This is a genomic window from Rhizobium ruizarguesonis, from assembly GCF_012349115.1.
Taxonomy (GTDB): domain Bacteria; phylum Pseudomonadota; class Alphaproteobacteria; order Rhizobiales; family Rhizobiaceae; genus Rhizobium; species Rhizobium ruizarguesonis.
Genome location: NZ_PQIG01000101.1, coordinates 16,055 through 31,087 on the forward strand (window position 1 = coordinate 16,055; position 15,033 = coordinate 31,087).

The 15,033-nt window shown below is 61.0% G+C and carries 17 protein-coding genes; all 17 read left to right on the top strand.

Annotated features, from left to right (window positions below; genetic code table 11):
* Positions 1–173: 173 nt before the first annotated feature.
* The 17 genes from urtA to ureG all read left to right on the top strand — a co-directional run bounded on the left by urtA (position 174) and on the right by ureG (position 14,839).
* Positions 174–1,466, top strand: a complete 1,293-nt coding sequence (gene urtA / locus C3Y91_RS27460; protein ID WP_130664993.1) for an urea ABC transporter substrate-binding protein — start codon at positions 174–176, stop codon at positions 1,464–1,466.
* A 115-nt stretch (positions 1,467–1,581) separates the two neighbouring features.
* Positions 1,582–3,219: an urea ABC transporter permease subunit UrtB gene (gene urtB / locus C3Y91_RS27465; RefSeq protein ID WP_168576042.1), complete on the top strand. Its 1,638-nt coding sequence runs from the start codon at positions 1,582–1,584 to the stop codon at positions 3,217–3,219.
* Positions 3,216–4,379, top strand: coding sequence for an urea ABC transporter permease subunit UrtC (urtC, locus tag C3Y91_RS27470; RefSeq protein WP_018073720.1), 1,164 nt, complete (start codon positions 3,216–3,218; stop codon positions 4,377–4,379). The genes urtB and urtC overlap by 4 nt, the downstream gene beginning before the upstream one ends.
* A 5-nt stretch (positions 4,380–4,384) precedes the next feature.
* Positions 4,385–5,140, top strand: a complete 756-nt coding sequence (gene urtD, locus C3Y91_RS27475; protein WP_020397630.1) for an urea ABC transporter ATP-binding protein UrtD — start codon at positions 4,385–4,387, stop codon at positions 5,138–5,140.
* 256 nt (positions 5,141–5,396) lie between these two features.
* Entirely contained in the window at positions 5,397–6,092 is a 696-nt protein-coding gene (gene urtE, locus C3Y91_RS27480) for an urea ABC transporter ATP-binding subunit UrtE (protein WP_003542323.1), read from the top strand.
* Positions 6,093–6,243: 151 nt separating this feature from the next.
* On the top strand, positions 6,244–7,065 hold the full coding sequence (locus tag C3Y91_RS27485) for an urease accessory protein UreD (protein WP_020051339.1): 822 nt from the start codon (positions 6,244–6,246) through the stop codon (positions 7,063–7,065).
* Positions 7,066–7,175: 110 nt separating this feature from the next.
* Positions 7,176–7,478, top strand: coding sequence for an urease subunit gamma (locus C3Y91_RS27490; RefSeq protein WP_003561955.1), 303 nt, complete (start codon positions 7,176–7,178; stop codon positions 7,476–7,478).
* A gap of 10 nt (positions 7,479–7,488) precedes the next feature.
* Complete coding sequence (locus C3Y91_RS27495; RefSeq protein WP_075225007.1) at positions 7,489–7,752, top strand: DUF1272 domain-containing protein; 264 nt, start codon at positions 7,489–7,491, stop codon at positions 7,750–7,752.
* Entirely contained in the window at positions 7,749–8,054 is a 306-nt protein-coding gene (locus C3Y91_RS27500) for an urease subunit beta (RefSeq protein WP_003561953.1), read from the top strand. Before C3Y91_RS27495 ends, C3Y91_RS27500 begins: the two co-directional genes overlap by 4 nt.
* A 22-nt stretch (positions 8,055–8,076) precedes the next feature.
* Entirely contained in the window at positions 8,077–8,484 is a 408-nt protein-coding gene (locus C3Y91_RS27505) for a lysozyme inhibitor LprI family protein (RefSeq protein ID WP_018073724.1), read from the top strand.
* Between the two features lie 16 nt (positions 8,485–8,500).
* Positions 8,501–9,124 (top strand): Urease operon accessory protein, encoded by a 624-nt coding sequence (locus C3Y91_RS27510; RefSeq protein ID WP_130665506.1) that lies wholly within the window; start codon positions 8,501–8,503, stop codon positions 9,122–9,124.
* A gap of 3 nt (positions 9,125–9,127) precedes the next feature.
* Complete coding sequence (ureC, locus tag C3Y91_RS27515; RefSeq protein WP_018481688.1) at positions 9,128–10,840, top strand: urease subunit alpha; 1,713 nt, start codon at positions 9,128–9,130, stop codon at positions 10,838–10,840.
* A 30-nt stretch (positions 10,841–10,870) separates the two neighbouring features.
* A complete protein-coding gene (locus tag C3Y91_RS27520) occupies positions 10,871–11,542 on the top strand; it encodes a TIGR02117 family protein (protein ID WP_075225008.1) in 672 nt (223 codons plus the stop codon).
* A gap of 331 nt (positions 11,543–11,873) precedes the next feature.
* Positions 11,874–12,737 carry a GGDEF domain-containing protein gene (locus C3Y91_RS27525; protein ID WP_018073728.1) on the top strand — a complete coding sequence of 288 codons (864 nt, stop codon included), beginning with the start codon at positions 11,874–11,876 and terminating at the stop codon, positions 12,735–12,737.
* An 86-nt stretch (positions 12,738–12,823) separates the two neighbouring features.
* Positions 12,824–13,459: an urease accessory protein UreE gene (gene ureE, locus C3Y91_RS27530; protein ID WP_024319382.1), complete on the top strand. Its 636-nt coding sequence runs from the start codon at positions 12,824–12,826 to the stop codon at positions 13,457–13,459.
* A 6-nt stretch (positions 13,460–13,465) separates the two neighbouring features.
* Positions 13,466–14,137: an urease accessory protein UreF gene (locus C3Y91_RS27535; protein WP_024319383.1), complete on the top strand. Its 672-nt coding sequence runs from the start codon at positions 13,466–13,468 to the stop codon at positions 14,135–14,137.
* A 90-nt stretch (positions 14,138–14,227) separates the two neighbouring features.
* Positions 14,228–14,839, top strand: coding sequence for an urease accessory protein UreG (ureG, locus tag C3Y91_RS27540; RefSeq protein WP_017965817.1), 612 nt, complete (start codon positions 14,228–14,230; stop codon positions 14,837–14,839).
* The last annotated feature ends 194 nt before the right edge of the window (positions 14,840–15,033 follow it).

Here is a 15,033-nt window from a genome sequence, read left to right on the forward strand (position 1 = left end):
GGGCATCTCCCGCGGTGGGGATGCCACCTCTCCCGGCCTGCTGCCTGTTTGCCCCCCGCGCCTACGTCAATCGACGTATGTGTTTTCGCGCTGCAGCACCCGATAGTTCTTTAAGCAACAGTTAATCTCCGTTTCCGGTCTGTTGCGGAACAAGAAGAGGGGAGTTCAACCAGATGAATCTCAAATCCACTATTACGGGCGCAGCGCTCGGCGCCATCATGGCGGCGTCGGCCGCCTTTAGCGGTGCAGTTGCCGCCGATGACACGATCAAGGTCGGCATTCTGCACTCGCTCTCCGGCACTATGGCCATCTCCGAGACGACGCTCAAGGACGCCATGCTGATGCTCATCGACGAGCAGAACAAGAAGGGCGGCCTTCTCGGCAAGAAGCTCGAGGCCGTCGTCGTCGACCCGGCTTCCGACTGGCCGCTGTTTGCCGAAAAGGCACGTGAGCTGATCCAGAAGGACAAGGTTGCCGCCGTCTTCGGTTGCTGGACGTCCTCGTCACGCAAGTCCGTTCTGCCGGTTTTCGAAGAGACCAACTCGATCCTCTTCTACCCGGTCCAGTATGAAGGCGAAGAGTCCTCGCGCAACATCTTCTACACCGGTGCTGCTCCGAACCAGCAGGCCATTCCTGCCGTCGACTACCTGATGGAAAAAGAAGGCGTCAAGCGCTTCGTTCTGGAAGGTACGGACTATGTTTATCCGCGCACGACCAACAAGATTCTCGAGGCATACCTGATTTCGAAGGGTATTCCGAAAGAAGACATCATGACCAACTACACGCCGTTCGGCTTCTCCGACTGGCAGACCGAAGTTTCCAAGATCAAGGAATTCGGTTCGGCCGGCAAGAAGACCGCCGTCGTCTCTACGATCAACGGCGATGCCAACGTTCCGTTCTACAAGGAACTGGGCAACAAGGGCATCAAGGCAACCGACATCCCCGTCGTCGCCTTCTCGGTTGGCGAAGAAGAGCTTGCCGGCCTCGACACCAAGCCGCTGGTCGGCCATCTCGCTGCCTGGAACTACTTCGAGTCGGTCGAAAGCCCTGCCAACAAGAAGTTCATCAAGGACTGGCACGCTTTCACCAAGAGCGACAAGCGCGTGACGAACGACCCGATGGAAGCTGCGTATATCGGCTTCAATGCATGGGTTAAGGCCGTCCAGGCTGCCGGCACGACCGATACCGACAAGGTTCTCGACACCATCATCGGCGTCAGCGTTCCGAACCTCTCCGGCGGTTATGCGACCGTCATGCCGAACCACCACATCACCAAGCCGGTGCTGATCGGTGAAATCCAGGCCGACGGCCAGTTCGAAATCGTCCAGCAGACACCTGCCGTCGTCGGCGACGAATGGTCAGATTTCCTGCCTGACTCCAAGGATCTGATCTCCGATTGGCGCAAGCCGATGTCCTGCGGCAACTTCAACGTCGCTACGGGCAAGTGCGGTGGCAAGGGCTCCTGAGTACGACCCCGATCCGATGATTGCCTGAAGGATTCCGTCCGGGTTTGATCCCGGGCGGAAGCTCCGTCCCAGCGATTGCGCCGCGAGGCCAACACTATCAAGGGCGAGAAAGCCGATGTATCGCGCCATAAAGATTTTCCTCATCACGGTTTGCCTGACATTTTCGGGCCTGACATTTTCGGGCGTGATAATCTCGAGCGAAGTCCAGGCCCAGGACGATATCCACGTGCTTATCGACGCGCTCGGCGTCGGCGACTTCCCGGAACGAGAAGCGGCCATCAAAGCGCTGGTCGCTTCCAAGGACCAGCATGTCAGCCAGATCCTGCAGCAGTTGAGCGACGGCCTTCTCTACGTCAATTCCGATGGCGGACCCGTTCTTCTCCAGGGCGGTACCGATGACGAACCGACTTATTCCGATCCGATCACCGGCGAAGCCGCTGCCGATGTCGATCCGGATCTGATGACGAAGGTCAAGATCAATAACGCGCTTCGCGGCGTCATCGGCGCCGCCACCAGCCAGTTGACGCTGATGAGCCCGGACCGTTCCGCGCGGCTTGCCGCAGCGCAGGGCCTTCTGAAAGATGCCGATCCCGCCAATCTCGACCTGCTGAACTCGGCGCTTGCGGCCGAAAAGGACGTTGAGATCAAGAATACGATGGAAGCGGCCCGCGCAGTGTTGCTGCTCAAGACGGATGCGAGCGTCGAAGACAAGAAGGCTGCGATCGATACGATCGCGGCGCGCGGCAATCGCGATGCGCTGACCATCCTCACGACCACACTCGAAACCGCGCCTGACGACCTGAAGCCGGCGATCCAGGCGGATATCAGCTCCATCAATCGCAGCCTGGCGCTGTGGGATATCGTCCAGAACATCTGGTACGGATTGTCTCTCGGCTCGGTGCTGCTGCTTGCCGCGATCGGCCTTGCCATCACCTTCGGCGTCATGGGCGTCATCAACATGGCGCATGGCGAAATGGTGATGATCGGCGCCTACACCACCTATGTGGTGCAGGAATACATCACCTCCGCCTTTCCTGAACTTGCCGATTATTCGCTGGCCTTTGCCGTGCCTGCGGCCTTCGTCTTTACCGGCTTCGTCGGCCTGGTGATCGAGCGCGCCGTCATCCGTTATCTCTACGGCCGGCCGCTCGAAACGCTGCTCGCCACCTGGGGCGTGTCGCTCATCCTGCAACAGGCGGTGCGCAGCATCTTCGGCCCGACCAACCGCGAGGTCCGCAATCCGACCTGGATGTCCGGCGTCTTCGATCTCGGCGGGCTCTCCATCACCTGGAACCGACTGTGGATCATCGTCTTTTCGATGGTGGTCTTTGTAGCGCTGCTTCTGCTGCTCAAGCGGTCCGCCTTCGGCCTGCAGATGCGTGCCGTTACGCAGAACCGGCGCATGGCGTCGTCGATGGGCATCCGCACCGGCTGGGTCGATGCCTTCACCTTCGCGCTCGGCTCGGGCATTGCCGGCATCGCCGGCGTGGCGCTCAGCCAGATCGACAATGTCTCGCCGAACCTCGGTCAATCCTACATCATCGACAGCTTCATGGTCGTCGTCTTCGGCGGTGTCGGCAATCTCTGGGGTACGCTGGTCGGTGCACTGTCGCTCGGCGTCGTCAACAAGTTCCTCGAGCCCTTCGCCGGTGCCGTGCTCGGCAAGATCCTGGTGCTCGTCCTCATCATTCTCTTCATCCAGAAGCGTCCCCGCGGACTCTTCGCACTCAAAGGAAGGGCGGTGGAAGCATGATAACGGCCTTCCTTCTCCGATCACTCGATCGCAAGATCGTCATTGCCATCGCCCTCCTGCTTCTGGTCGCCGTCCTTGTGCCGGTCCTGAACCTGATGACGGGGCCGACCAATCCGCTACACGTGCCGACTTATATCATGTCGCTGTTCGGCAAGTATCTGACCTATGCGCTGCTGGCGCTGGCGCTTGATCTCGTCTGGGGCTTCTGCGGCATCCTCTCGCTCGGCCACGGGGCCTTTTTTGCGCTCGGCGGCTATGCGATGGGCATGTATCTGATGCGCCAGATCGGCACGCGCGGCAGCTACGGAGACCCTGTTCTGCCCGACTTCATGGTGTTCCTGAACTGGAAGGATCTGCCCTGGTTCTGGTACGGCTTCAACCATTTCTGGTTTGCGGCGCTGATGGTGCTCGTCGTGCCCGGCCTGCTCGCCTTCGTCTTCGGCTGGTTTGCCTTCCGCTCACGCGTCAACGGCGTCTATCTCTCGATCATCACCCAGGCGATGACCTACGCGCTGCTGCTGGCCTTCTTCCGCAACGACATGGGCTTCGGCGGCAATAACGGCCTTACCGATTTCAAGGACATTATCGGTTTCAACGTCCAGGCTGACGGTACGCGTGCAGTCCTCTTTGCGGCAACGGCTATCTTCCTTGCTCTGTCGCTGCTGCTCGCCTCGGCGATCGTGCGCTCGAAGTTCGGCAAGGTGCTGGTCGGCGTGCGCGATGCGGAAAGCCGCACCCGCTTTCTCGGTTACCGCGTCGAGCACTTCAAGCTCTTCACTTTCGTCGTCTCGGCGATGATGGCTGGTATTGCCGGTGCGCTCTACGTGCCGCAGGTCGGCATTATCAATCCCGGCGAATTCGCGCCTGCCAATTCGATCGAAGTCGTCATCTGGACGGCTGTCGGCGGGCGGGCGACGCTGATCGGCCCGATCATCGGCGCGATCCTCGTCAACGGCGGCAAGACGATCTTCACCGGCCTCTTCCCGGAGTTCTGGCTGTTTGCGCTCGGCGGCCTCTTCGTTGCCGTCACGCTGTTCCTGCCCAAGGGCGTCGTCGGCACGATCGCCCAATATCTCGGAAAGCGGAAGAAGGTCTCCAATTCTGCTCCGCCGGCGGTGCAGGAAGATGGCATCGAGCCGAAAATACAGGCAGCGGAGTGAGCACCATGATCCCCGACGTCAAACCCAACAGCGTACTTTATCTCAACGGCGTCTCGGTTTCCTTCGATGGCTTCAAGGCGCTGAATTCGCTGTCGATCGTCATCGAACCCGGTGAACTCAGAGCCATCATCGGCCCGAACGGCGCCGGCAAGACGACGATGATGGATATCATCACCGGCAAGACCAGGCCCGACGAGGGCGAGGTTTTCTTCAACGGCACGATTGACCTCACCAAGAAGGACGAGGCCGATATCGCCCAGCTCGGCATCGGCCGCAAGTTCCAGAAGCCCACGGTGTTCGAGAGCCATACGGTCTGGGACAATCTGGAGCTGGCGCTGAACCGCCGTCGCGGCGTGTTCTCGACGCTGTTCTACCGGCTTTCTGGCGAGGACAAGGCGCGCATCGAGGAAATCCTCGAAACCGTGCGGCTGACGCATCGCCGCGACGAATTCGCCGCCAATCTCTCGCACGGGCAGAAGCAGTGGCTGGAGATCGGCATGCTGCTGGCGCAGGAGCCGAAGCTCCTGCTCGTCGACGAGCCGGTGGCCGGCATGACCGATGCGGAGACGGCGGAAACTGCGATCCTGCTCAAGGATATCGCCAAAACCCGGTCAGTCGTCGTCGTCGAACATGACATGGGTTTCATCCGAGACCTCGGCGTCAAGGTGACCTGCCTTGCTGAAGGATCGGTGTTGGCGGAAGGCTCGATCGACTTTGTGAGTTCGGATCCGAAGGTCATCGAGAACTATTTGGGGCGGTGATGATGCGGTCGATGTTTCTGGATTGGTCTGAAAGGGGAGCGACATATTCCCTCTTCTCCCCAGCGGGGAGAAGGTGGACCGAAGGGTCGGATGCGGGGGCCGCACGGCACGCCGCTGATAACCTTTCGCCTTCGCTCAAGGTGCTCGTCGCTGTTGCTTCTCAGCCCCCTCATCGCCTCGCTGCGCTCGGCACTTCTCCTCGCGGGGGAGAAGAGGGTGCTCGCATCGCCGGCACGGCAAACAAGGATGTCGCATCATGCTGACAGTCGAAAACGCAAACCTCCACTACGGCGCCGCTCAGGCGCTGCGCGGCATCTCGATCAAAGCGGAGATGGGCAAGATCACCTGCGTGCTGGGGCGTAACGGCGTGGGGAAGAGTTCTCTTCTGCGCGCCGTTACCGGCCAGCATCCGCTGTCGGCCGGCACCGTCACCTTCAATGATACCAAGCTCAACGGCCTGCCGCCCTTTGCCCGCGCCAAGCAGGGCATCGGCTATGTGCCGCAGGGGCGTGAAATCTTCCCGCTGCTCACCGTCAAGGAAAATCTCGAAACCGGCTTTGCTCCGCTTGGCCGCCGCGACCGCAACATCCCCGATGACATCTTCAGTCTCTTCCCGGTGCTGAAGTCGATGTTGTCACGTCGCGGCGGCGATCTTTCTGGCGGGCAGCAGCAGCAACTGGCGATCGGGCGGGCCATGGTGACGCGGCCTCGGATTCTCGTGCTCGACGAGCCGACCGAGGGCATTCAGCCGTCGATCATCAAGGATATCGGCCGGGCGATCCGCTATCTGCGCGACTCCACAGGCATGGCGATCCTGCTCGTCGAGCAGTATCTCGATTTCTGCCGCGAGCTTGCCGACTATGTCTACATCATGGACCGCGGCGAAATCGTGCATGAAGGGCTTGCCGAGACGCTGGATACGCCGGAGGCCCGCCGCCATCTGACTGTCTGACCGGCAGATGCCGCATTTTGCAGCAGAGGGCACGGCGTCTGGAAAACCGTCCGCCGCCGCCAAAGGTCTGCTCGGGACGGCATAGGAATTGCTTGCTTTCCGCTATCCGCGCGCTTGAATGGAAACCGATAGCGCGACTGAAGGGGACGATATGACGATTGCGGCGGCAGGCACGAGACCGCAAAGAGCGGAAGGGCGCGGGCATCTGGCGGCAAAGCTGTTCGATGGCCGCACGCGTATCCGTGAACTCTATCAGGAGGGGGCCGCGAAAATCCGCCTGCCCGATACCTTCGATGCCTCCATGGAAGCCGTCATCATCAATACCGCCGGCGGGCTGACGGGCGGCGATCGGATGGATTGGAGCGTTGATGCCGGCGCCGGCACGCGCATCGACGTCACCACTCAGGCTTGCGAGAAGATCTACAAGGCATCGGCCGGCATCGCCGAGGTGGCGACCAGCATCAAGGTCGGAGCCCAAGCCCGCGTCGACTGGCTGCCGCAGGAAACGATCCTCTTCGACCGGGCCGCACTTTTCCGCCGGCTGGATGTCGATCTTGACGAGAGCGCCGAATTTCTGGCCGTCGAAGCCGTGCTGCTCGGCCGCAAGGCTATGGGTGAGGCGGTGGTATCAGGGCTCTTCCGCGACCGCTGGCGCATCCGCCGTTCGAGCCAACTCATCCACGCCGAAGAACTCAGACTTTCCGAAGGCGTGGCGGCGCTGGCTGCGCGGCAGGCCGTGCTCGGCGGGCAGGTGGCCTTTGCGACGTTGCTTTATGCCGGGCCGCTTTCAGAAGCCTATCTCGGCAAGGTCCGGCCGCTCGTCGAAGGATCGATGGGCGGTGCGAGCGCTTGGAATGGCAAGCTCGTCGTCCGTCTTGCAGCAGCCGACGGCTTCTCACTCAGAAAAATCCTGATCCCCGTCATTTCCGCCTTGCGCAATGGTGCGCCTGTGCCGAAAGTCTGGAATCTATGAACCAGAGCATGATGCCGAAAAGTGTGAGCGGTTTTCGGGCGACATCGTGCTCTAACTCTTTAAGTAGAACAGGATCATCCTGTTCTAGGCATGAAGCAGATGGATAAGCGATGAACCTCACTCCGAGAGAAAAAGACAAGCTGTTGATTTCCATGGCGGCGATGGTGGCGCGGCGGCGGCTGGAGCGCGGCGTCAAGCTGAACTATCCCGAAGCGATCGCGCTGATCAGCGACTTTGTCGTCGAAGGCGCCCGCGACGGCCGCCCGGTTGCCGAGCTGATGGAAGCAGGCGCCCATGTGATCGGCCGCGACCAGGTGATGGAGGGGATTGCAGAGATGATCCACGACGTGCAGGTGGAGGCGACGTTCCCGGATGGAACCAAGCTCGTCACCGTGCACGAGCCGATCCGTTGAGGAGAGAAGAATGCTCGCGCTCAGGCCCAATTGCGAATGCTGCGACAAGGATCTGCCGCCTGATAGCATTGAGGCACGGATCTGCACCTATGAATGCACCTTCTGCGCCGATTGCGTGGACGGCGTGCTGAAGGGTGTCTGCCCGAACTGCGGGGGCAATCTCGTCGCCAGGCCTATTCGGCCGGCGGCCATGCTCGCCAAAAATCCGGCATCGACGAAGCGCGTACTGAAGGCCGAGGGCTGCGCCCAAGGCGGCTTAAGGAGGACGAGATGATTCCAGGCGAGATCATTGCCGCAAGCGGCGACATCGAACTGAATGCCGGCGCGCCGACGGTGACGCTGGAGGTTTCCAATACCGGCGATCGGCCTGTGCAGGTCGGCAGCCACTATCATTTCGCCGAGACCAATGCCGGGCTTTCCTTCGATCGCGCGGTAGCACACGGCAAGCGGCTCGATATCCCGGCGGGGACGGCGGTGCGCTTCGAGCCGGGGCAGACGCGCTCGGTGACGCTGATCCCGCTTTCCGGCAAGCGCGAGGTCTACGGTTTCCGTCAGCTGGTGATGGGCAAGCTTTAAGAACAAAATACGGGAGAAGTGCATGCGCTTGAATATCTGCCTCGTCGGGGCGGCGATGCTGCTGACGGCAGGTGCTGCCTCTGCTCAGGATATGAATTGCAACAATCCCAAGACGCAATCGGACATGACTGGCTGCGAGGCGGCGCGCCACGAGACTGCCGACAAGGCGCTGAATGCGCAATATAAGAAGACGCGCGCCGCCCTGGCGGCGATCGACAAGGACCTGGATGGCGACATGAAGGGCGCAGAGCAGGCGCTGGTCAAGGCGCAGCGCGCCTGGATCGACTATCGTGACGCCGAATGCGACGCCTTTGGATTTCAGGCCCGTGGCGGCACGATGGAGCCGATGCTGGTCGCGGGGTGTCTCGCCAACATTACGGACAAACGCACGAAAGAGCTGAAAGAGCTCGAAGATACGATGAGCAACTAGGGTGATCAGGAAAATCATGATCGTCGGCAATGGCGACATTGAGGAGGGCGGGGCTGGCATCATCGATGCCGCCGATATTGTCATCCGCTTCAATGATTGCCGCTCTTATGGCGCCGGCGGCAGCCGCACGGATGCCGTCGCGGTCTGCAACACCGGCAGGCCGGCAAAGGCGATGCTCGGTTCGCGTGAGTGGCGCGCCCATCCGGGCGTCGTTTCGGCTGGCGAAATCTGGAGCGTGCGCGACCCGGAAAAATTCGCCGCGATGCGGGCGCCGCTTGCCGTCTCTCATCCGGAGCTTGATGATTTCTGCGACGACTATACCGCTGAGTTCAGCGCCTTCTGCGCAGACACCGGCAAAACGCACGTCATCATCAGCAAATCGGTTCACGAGGCCGCGGACGCGTCGCTTTCGTCGTTTTCTCCAGCGCCCTATGTCGTGCCGAGCAGCGGTATGATCGTCATTGCCGAGGTGCTGAACACATATGCCGAGGCCGAGGCGACACTTGCCGGCTTTGGCCACGTCGGCTGGGAATGGCACCCGTTTTCGGCCGAACGACAGCTTGTCGATAGCTATATTGCCGCTGGCCGCCTCAAGCGGCTCGGCGGAGAAACACTCGTCTCTTCCTCCCAAGGAGCCTGATAGATGCCCTACAAGATCTCGCGCGCCGCCTACGCCGGCATGTTTGGACCGACCACCGGCGACAAGGTGCGCCTTGCTGATACGGAGCTCTTCATCGAGATCGAGAAAGATTTCACCACCTATGGCGAGGAGGTGAAGTTCGGCGGCGGCAAGGTGATCCGCGACGGCATGGGCCAGAGCCAGGTGACGCGGGCGGACGGTGCGGTCGATACGGTCATCACCAATGCGGTGATCGTCGATCATTCGGGCATCTACAAAGCCGATATCGGCCTCAAGGACGGGCGCATCGTTGCGATCGGCAAGGCCGGTAATCCCGACATGCAGCCAGGCGTCAACATCATCGTCGGCCCCGGCACGGAGGCGATCGCTGCCGAAGGCAAGATCGTCACCGCTGGCGGTATGGACAGCCATATCCATTTCATCGCACCGCAGCAGATCGAGGAAGCGCTGATGAGCGGCATGACCTGCATGCTGGGCGGCGGCACGGGACCGGCGCATGGCACGCTTGCCACCACCTGCACGCCCGGTCCCTGGCATCTCGCGCGCATGATCGAAGCGGCCGACGCCTTTCCGATGAACCTCGCCTTTGCCGGCAAGGGCAATGCCTCGCTGCCGGGGGCGCTGACCGAAATGGTACTGGCCGGCGCCACGTCGCTGAAGCTGCACGAGGATTGGGGCACGACGCCCGGCGCCATCGACTGCTGCCTGTCGGTTGCCGACGAATACGACGTGCAGGTGATGATCCACACCGATACGCTGAACGAAAGCGGCTTCGTCGAGGATACGATCGGCGCCATCAAGGGCCGCACCATCCATGCCTTCCACACGGAAGGAGCCGGCGGCGGGCATGCGCCTGACATCATCAAGATCTGCGGCCAGCCGAACGTCATCCCGTCGTCGACCAATCCGACGCGTCCCTATACGGTCAATACCATCGCCGAGCATCTCGACATGCTGATGGTCTGCCACCATCTGTCGCCGTCGATCCCCGAAGATATCGCCTTTGCCGAAAGCCGGATCCGCAAGGAGACGATCGCCGCCGAAGACATCCTGCACGATATCGGCGCCTTCTCGATCATCTCGTCCGACAGCCAGGCCATGGGCCGCGTCGGCGAGGTGGCGATCCGCACCTGGCAGACGGCCGACAAGATGAAGCGTCAGCGCGGCCGGCTGAAGGAGGAAAAGGGCGACAACGACAATTTCCGCGTCCGCCGCTATATCGCCAAATATACGATCAATCCGGCGATCGCCCATGGTCTCAGCCGTGAGATCGGCTCGGTCGAAGTCGGCAAGCGCGCCGACCTCGTGCTGTGGAATCCTGCCTTCTTCGGCGTCAAGCCCGATATGGTGCTGCTCGGTGGGTCGATCGCGGCCGCGCCGATGGGTGATCCGAACGCCTCGATCCCTACGCCGCAGCCGGTACACTACCGGCCGATGTTTGCCTCCTATGGCAAGAGCCTCACCAATTCCTCCGTCACCTTCGTCAGCCAGGCCTCGCTCGATGCCGGCCTGAAGGGACGGCTCGGCGTTGCCAAGGAACTGGTCGCGGTGAAGAATACGCGCGGCGGCATCTCCAAGGCATCGATGATCCACAACGACCTGACACCCGAGATCGAGGTCGATCCGGAGACCTACGAGGTCAGGGCGAACGGCGAATTGCTGACATGCGAGCCGGCGACGCTGCTGCCGATGGCGCAGCGCTATTTCCTGTTCTAAGCCCGCGCCCATGTGCGACGGACGGTTCCTATGAGGACAGGCATCCGCTGGTTGTTGCGGATCGTATTTCTGCTTGTGCTTTCGGCGGCCTGTGGGACCTTTATTCCCCGGCCGTTGATTGCGCCGGTCGAGGCGTCGTCTGCCGCAGTGACGCATCGGATTCTGCTGCTGTCGGGCCCGATCCATACCGATATTGCCATTCCGCTCGACGCGGAAACGCGGGCGGCCTTTTCCTTCCTCGACAATACTGGTTTTCCGCTCGGCCATCCGAATGCGGAGTGGCTCATTATCGGCTGGGGCGGTCGTGCGTTCTATCTGGAAACTCCCACATGGGCGGAGCTGAAGCCGCTGCCGGTGTTACGCGCGCTGACGATCGACCGTTCGGTGCTGCATGTGGACCTTGCCGGTCATATCACGGAGCCGCAGTCCACCGTTACGGCATTCAATGTCAGTGAGGATCAATTGGTGCAGCTGCGCGATTTTATCTCCGAGAGCTTCGTCCGCGACGCGGGCGCGGTGGTGCCGATTCCGGATGCGGGTTACGGCGAGATCGACCGGTTCTTCGAGGCCAGGGGATACTTCAACGCCCTCTTCGGCTGCAACACCTGGACTGCCGCTGCCCTGCGCTCGGCTGGGCTTCGAACCGGCATATGGAACCCGCTTCCACAAGCATTGCGATTGTCTGTTGCTGTCTACAATTAAAGCAGCCGTCGGGCCGGTCCGCTCTTAAAGTGAATTGTGAATAGCACTCTCCATATGGTTGTAAAAATCGGTGGAAAACCCGGTATTTTCTCAAGCTAAGCCATTCTGGAACAGCTGCATCGGGAAGCTTGATAAACCCCTTTTATATCAATCGTTTAACTGTCTCTCCCCACTGTTCGATTCAGGGATTGGAAAGCTGCATCCCCTGCTAGAAAAATTCTGTCCATCGAAACGTCCGAAACCGTTCGAATTTTAACGAGTCAATTAAGACAGCCGCAGCAATTGGGCTCTTATCAATGCCTGGAAACGCCGAGCAGGAAGGTTGATTCTCATGAGAAACTGGATTTCGCTGCAGGCCGATTTTGGCGATCTTCAATACCGCAAGAACGTCTATGTCTTCGCCCTGAAGATGGCTTTTCTTGCCGTTATTCTCTCAGGAGTCATTATCGCATTGACGATGCCGTCGCTCGATCTTCTCGGGCTTCTACCGGTGACGCTCGCCCATGCAATCGGCTTCAGCGCGATCTTCTCCTGGCTGATCGGCGGTACCGTTTCCGGCATGCTCTCGCTGTTTGCCGGCTTTGCCATGCGCGATCTCGCGCTCTCGCGGGCGGAATTCGAAAAGCTCAGCCGCACGGATACGCTTTCCGGACTGCTCAACCGGCGCGCTTTTACCGAGGCGCTTGAGAATACCGATGGCAACGCGTCGCTGGTCATTTTTGACGTCGACCGTTTCAAGACGATCAACGACCGCTTCGGCCATGGCTGCGGTGATGCCGTCATCATCGCCGTTTCGGCCATGCTGACATCCGCCTTCGATGAGATGTCCGTCGTCGCACGGCTGGGTGGGGAGGAGTTCGGCGTCATCGTCTCCGGGGAGCCGCTCGAGGCGCGTATGGAGCGCGTCGAAAGCGTCCGAGCCCGGATCGCCGGCGGCGCCATGAAAGCCGAGGGGCACGATATCCGCATCACCGTTTCCGGCGGCGTTGCCGATCTCGTCGCCGGGCGCACCAAGCAGGCGGCCTATGCCTCCGCCGACCGGGCGCTCTATCTCGCCAAGGCACTTGGGCGCAATCGCGTCGTCCACGAACGGGAAGGTCTGCATCACGCCTGGCACGGGCTTGTCGACAACGGCGTCGATGGCGAGAACAGAGGCCCGGAGAGCGACAATGTGATGCAGGCTTACGGAATATAAAAGCCGCACCTGGACGAAAGGGCATTGGTGCTTGCATCGGGAAGAGCTATTTTGCATGGTCGTCCTCTCAGCAAAACGGACATATCATGCAGCGCGTCACCTCCTATCTTCCCGCCGGAACCCCTTCCTCCCATCCGATCGCCCAGGTCAAGCTGCCGCATGATCTGCGCCATCTGCGCCGCAAACTGCTGCATCTGGAAAATGGCGAAATGGTCATGCTCGATCTGAAGGATCCGGTGCTTTTCGCCAATGGCGACCTGCTGGTGCGCGACGACGGTGAACTGATCGAGATCCTCGCCGCGGACGAGAAGCTCTTCGAGGTTCGCGGACGCGACCGAACGCATCTGGTCGAGCTCGCCTGGCATCTCGGCAACCGGCATCTTGCGGCCCAGATCGAGGAAGACCGCATCGTCATCCTGCGCGATCATGTCATCCGCACCATGCTGCAGGGCCTCGGCGCCGTCGTCCTCGAGATCAACGAGCCGTTCCAGCCGGCGCGCGGGGCCTATCATTCCCAAGGCGGGCATTCTCATGGGCATGATCACGATCACAATCATGACCACGGGCATGATCACGACCTTGATCATAATCACGGCCACGACCATGATCATGAACATGGCTACGAGCATGAGCATGAGCACCGCCACGATCGCGGTCATGATCATGACCACGGGCAGGATCATGGTCATGTCCACGGACATCAGGACCACAAGCACGACTGAGCCTCGATGACCAGGGATCGCGAGCTGCAGGCATTGCTGCGTCTGACGGCATGGCTCTCGCCGGCCTTTCCGATCGGCAGCTTTGCCTATTCGGGGGGACTGGAGCGGGCGGTAGCCGACGGGTTCGTTACGGATGCGACCTCGCTTGCGGCCTGGATCGGCACTTTGGTCGGCAACGGTTCGGTCTGGAACGATGCGGTGCTTCTGGCCGAAAGCCACAGGCAACAGGCAGAACCCGCACGCCTTGCCGAAGTCGCTGCACTCGCTGAGGCGCTGGCCGGATCGCGCGAAAGGCATCAGGAAACGATGCTGCTCGGCGAGGCTTTCCTCGCGGCGGCGCGGGCCTGGCCGGACGGCGTGTTCGAGCGGCTACCTGACAAGGTCGCTTATCCCATTGCGGTCGGGGCGGTGACGGGCGCGCACGGTATCAGGCCTGAGAAGGCGCTCGTCGTCTTCCTGCATGCCTATGCCTCACAAGCGGTTTCATCAGGCATCCGCCTCGGCGTCGCTGGGCAAAGGGGTGGCGTTGCCGTGCTTGCCGGCCTCGAAGAGCACCTCGCGGAGATCGCCCGGCGGGCGGCGACCTCGACGCTCGATGATCTGGGTTCGGCGACGGTGCAGGCCGATATTGCCAGCCTGCGCCACGAGACGCAGGCGACGCGGCTGTTCCGCTCGTGATTGTCCGAAATTATCGCGGCGGCTGCGTCATTTGACGGTGGCGCGGGCGGGCGGCTTCGTTATCATCGGGGTTCGATTGGAGTAAGGCACATGAAATCAAGAAACGGACCTTTGCGTGTCGGCATCGGCGGGCCGGTCGGCTCGGGCAAGACGGCGCTGACCGAAAAGCTCTGCAAGGCGATGCGCGACGACTATTCCGTCGCCGTCGTCACCAACGATATCTATACGACCGAGGATGCCGAGGCGCTGGTGCGGATGCAGGCATTGACTTCGGACCGCATCGTCGGCGTCGAGACAGGCGGCTGCCCGCATACCGCCATTCGTGAGGATGCGACGATCAATTTGCAGGCGATCGCCGGCCTCAACCAGCGGATCCCCGATCTCGACGTCGTCTTCATCGAATCCGGCGGCGACAATCTGGCGGCGACCTTTTCGCCTGATCTTGCCGATATCACCATCTATGTCATCTCCGTCTGTCAGGGCGAGGAAATCCCGCGCAAGGGCGGGCCCGGCATCACCCGGTCGGACCTGCTCGTCATCAACAAGAAGGATCTGGCACCCTATGTCGGTGCCGATCTCGACGTGATGGACCGGGATGCGACGCGCATGCGCGCTTCGCGCCCCTTCGTCTTCTCCGACATGAAGCGCGGCGACGGCGTCAGCTCGATCGTCAGCTTCCTCAGGGAGCAGGGCGGGCTCTAGATCCGGATTTAGGCCGGATCGGCCTAAAAACATCCGGATCAAAATCAAAGAATTAGAGCATGATGTCGTCCGAAAACCGCTCACACTTTTCGGCATCATGCTCTAAAAACCGCTGCACACTTTTGCGCGACATGCGTTGGAAATGAACGAAAAACGAAACGGGCCGGGAGATCGCCCCCGGCCCGTTCATTTCC

Coding starts and splice junctions, on each gene's coding strand:
- C3Y91_RS27520 (WP_075225008.1), top strand. CDS start 10,871: ATGAGGACAGGCATCCGCTGGTTGTTGCGGATCGTATTTCTGCTTGTG.
- C3Y91_RS27510 (WP_130665506.1), top strand. CDS start 8,501: ATGATCGTCGGCAATGGCGACATTGAGGAGGGCGGGGCTGGCATCATC.
- C3Y91_RS27505 (WP_018073724.1), top strand. CDS start 8,077: ATGCGCTTGAATATCTGCCTCGTCGGGGCGGCGATGCTGCTGACGGCA.
- ureE (WP_024319382.1), top strand. CDS start 12,824: ATGCAGCGCGTCACCTCCTATCTTCCCGCCGGAACCCCTTCCTCCCAT.
- C3Y91_RS27485 (WP_020051339.1), top strand. CDS start 6,244: ATGACGATTGCGGCGGCAGGCACGAGACCGCAAAGAGCGGAAGGGCGC.
- urtE (WP_003542323.1), top strand. CDS start 5,397: ATGCTGACAGTCGAAAACGCAAACCTCCACTACGGCGCCGCTCAGGCG.
- C3Y91_RS27500 (WP_003561953.1), top strand. CDS start 7,749: ATGATTCCAGGCGAGATCATTGCCGCAAGCGGCGACATCGAACTGAAT.
- ureG (WP_017965817.1), top strand. CDS start 14,228: ATGAAATCAAGAAACGGACCTTTGCGTGTCGGCATCGGCGGGCCGGTC.
- C3Y91_RS27490 (WP_003561955.1), top strand. CDS start 7,176: ATGAACCTCACTCCGAGAGAAAAAGACAAGCTGTTGATTTCCATGGCG.
- urtB (WP_168576042.1), top strand. CDS start 1,582: ATGTATCGCGCCATAAAGATTTTCCTCATCACGGTTTGCCTGACATTT.
- urtD (WP_020397630.1), top strand. CDS start 4,385: ATGATCCCCGACGTCAAACCCAACAGCGTACTTTATCTCAACGGCGTC.
- urtC (WP_018073720.1), top strand. CDS start 3,216: ATGATAACGGCCTTCCTTCTCCGATCACTCGATCGCAAGATCGTCATT.
- C3Y91_RS27525 (WP_018073728.1), top strand. CDS start 11,874: ATGAGAAACTGGATTTCGCTGCAGGCCGATTTTGGCGATCTTCAATAC.
- urtA (WP_130664993.1), top strand. CDS start 174: ATGAATCTCAAATCCACTATTACGGGCGCAGCGCTCGGCGCCATCATG.
- ureC (WP_018481688.1), top strand. CDS start 9,128: ATGCCCTACAAGATCTCGCGCGCCGCCTACGCCGGCATGTTTGGACCG.
- C3Y91_RS27535 (WP_024319383.1), top strand. CDS start 13,466: ATGACCAGGGATCGCGAGCTGCAGGCATTGCTGCGTCTGACGGCATGG.
- C3Y91_RS27495 (WP_075225007.1), top strand. CDS start 7,489: ATGCTCGCGCTCAGGCCCAATTGCGAATGCTGCGACAAGGATCTGCCG.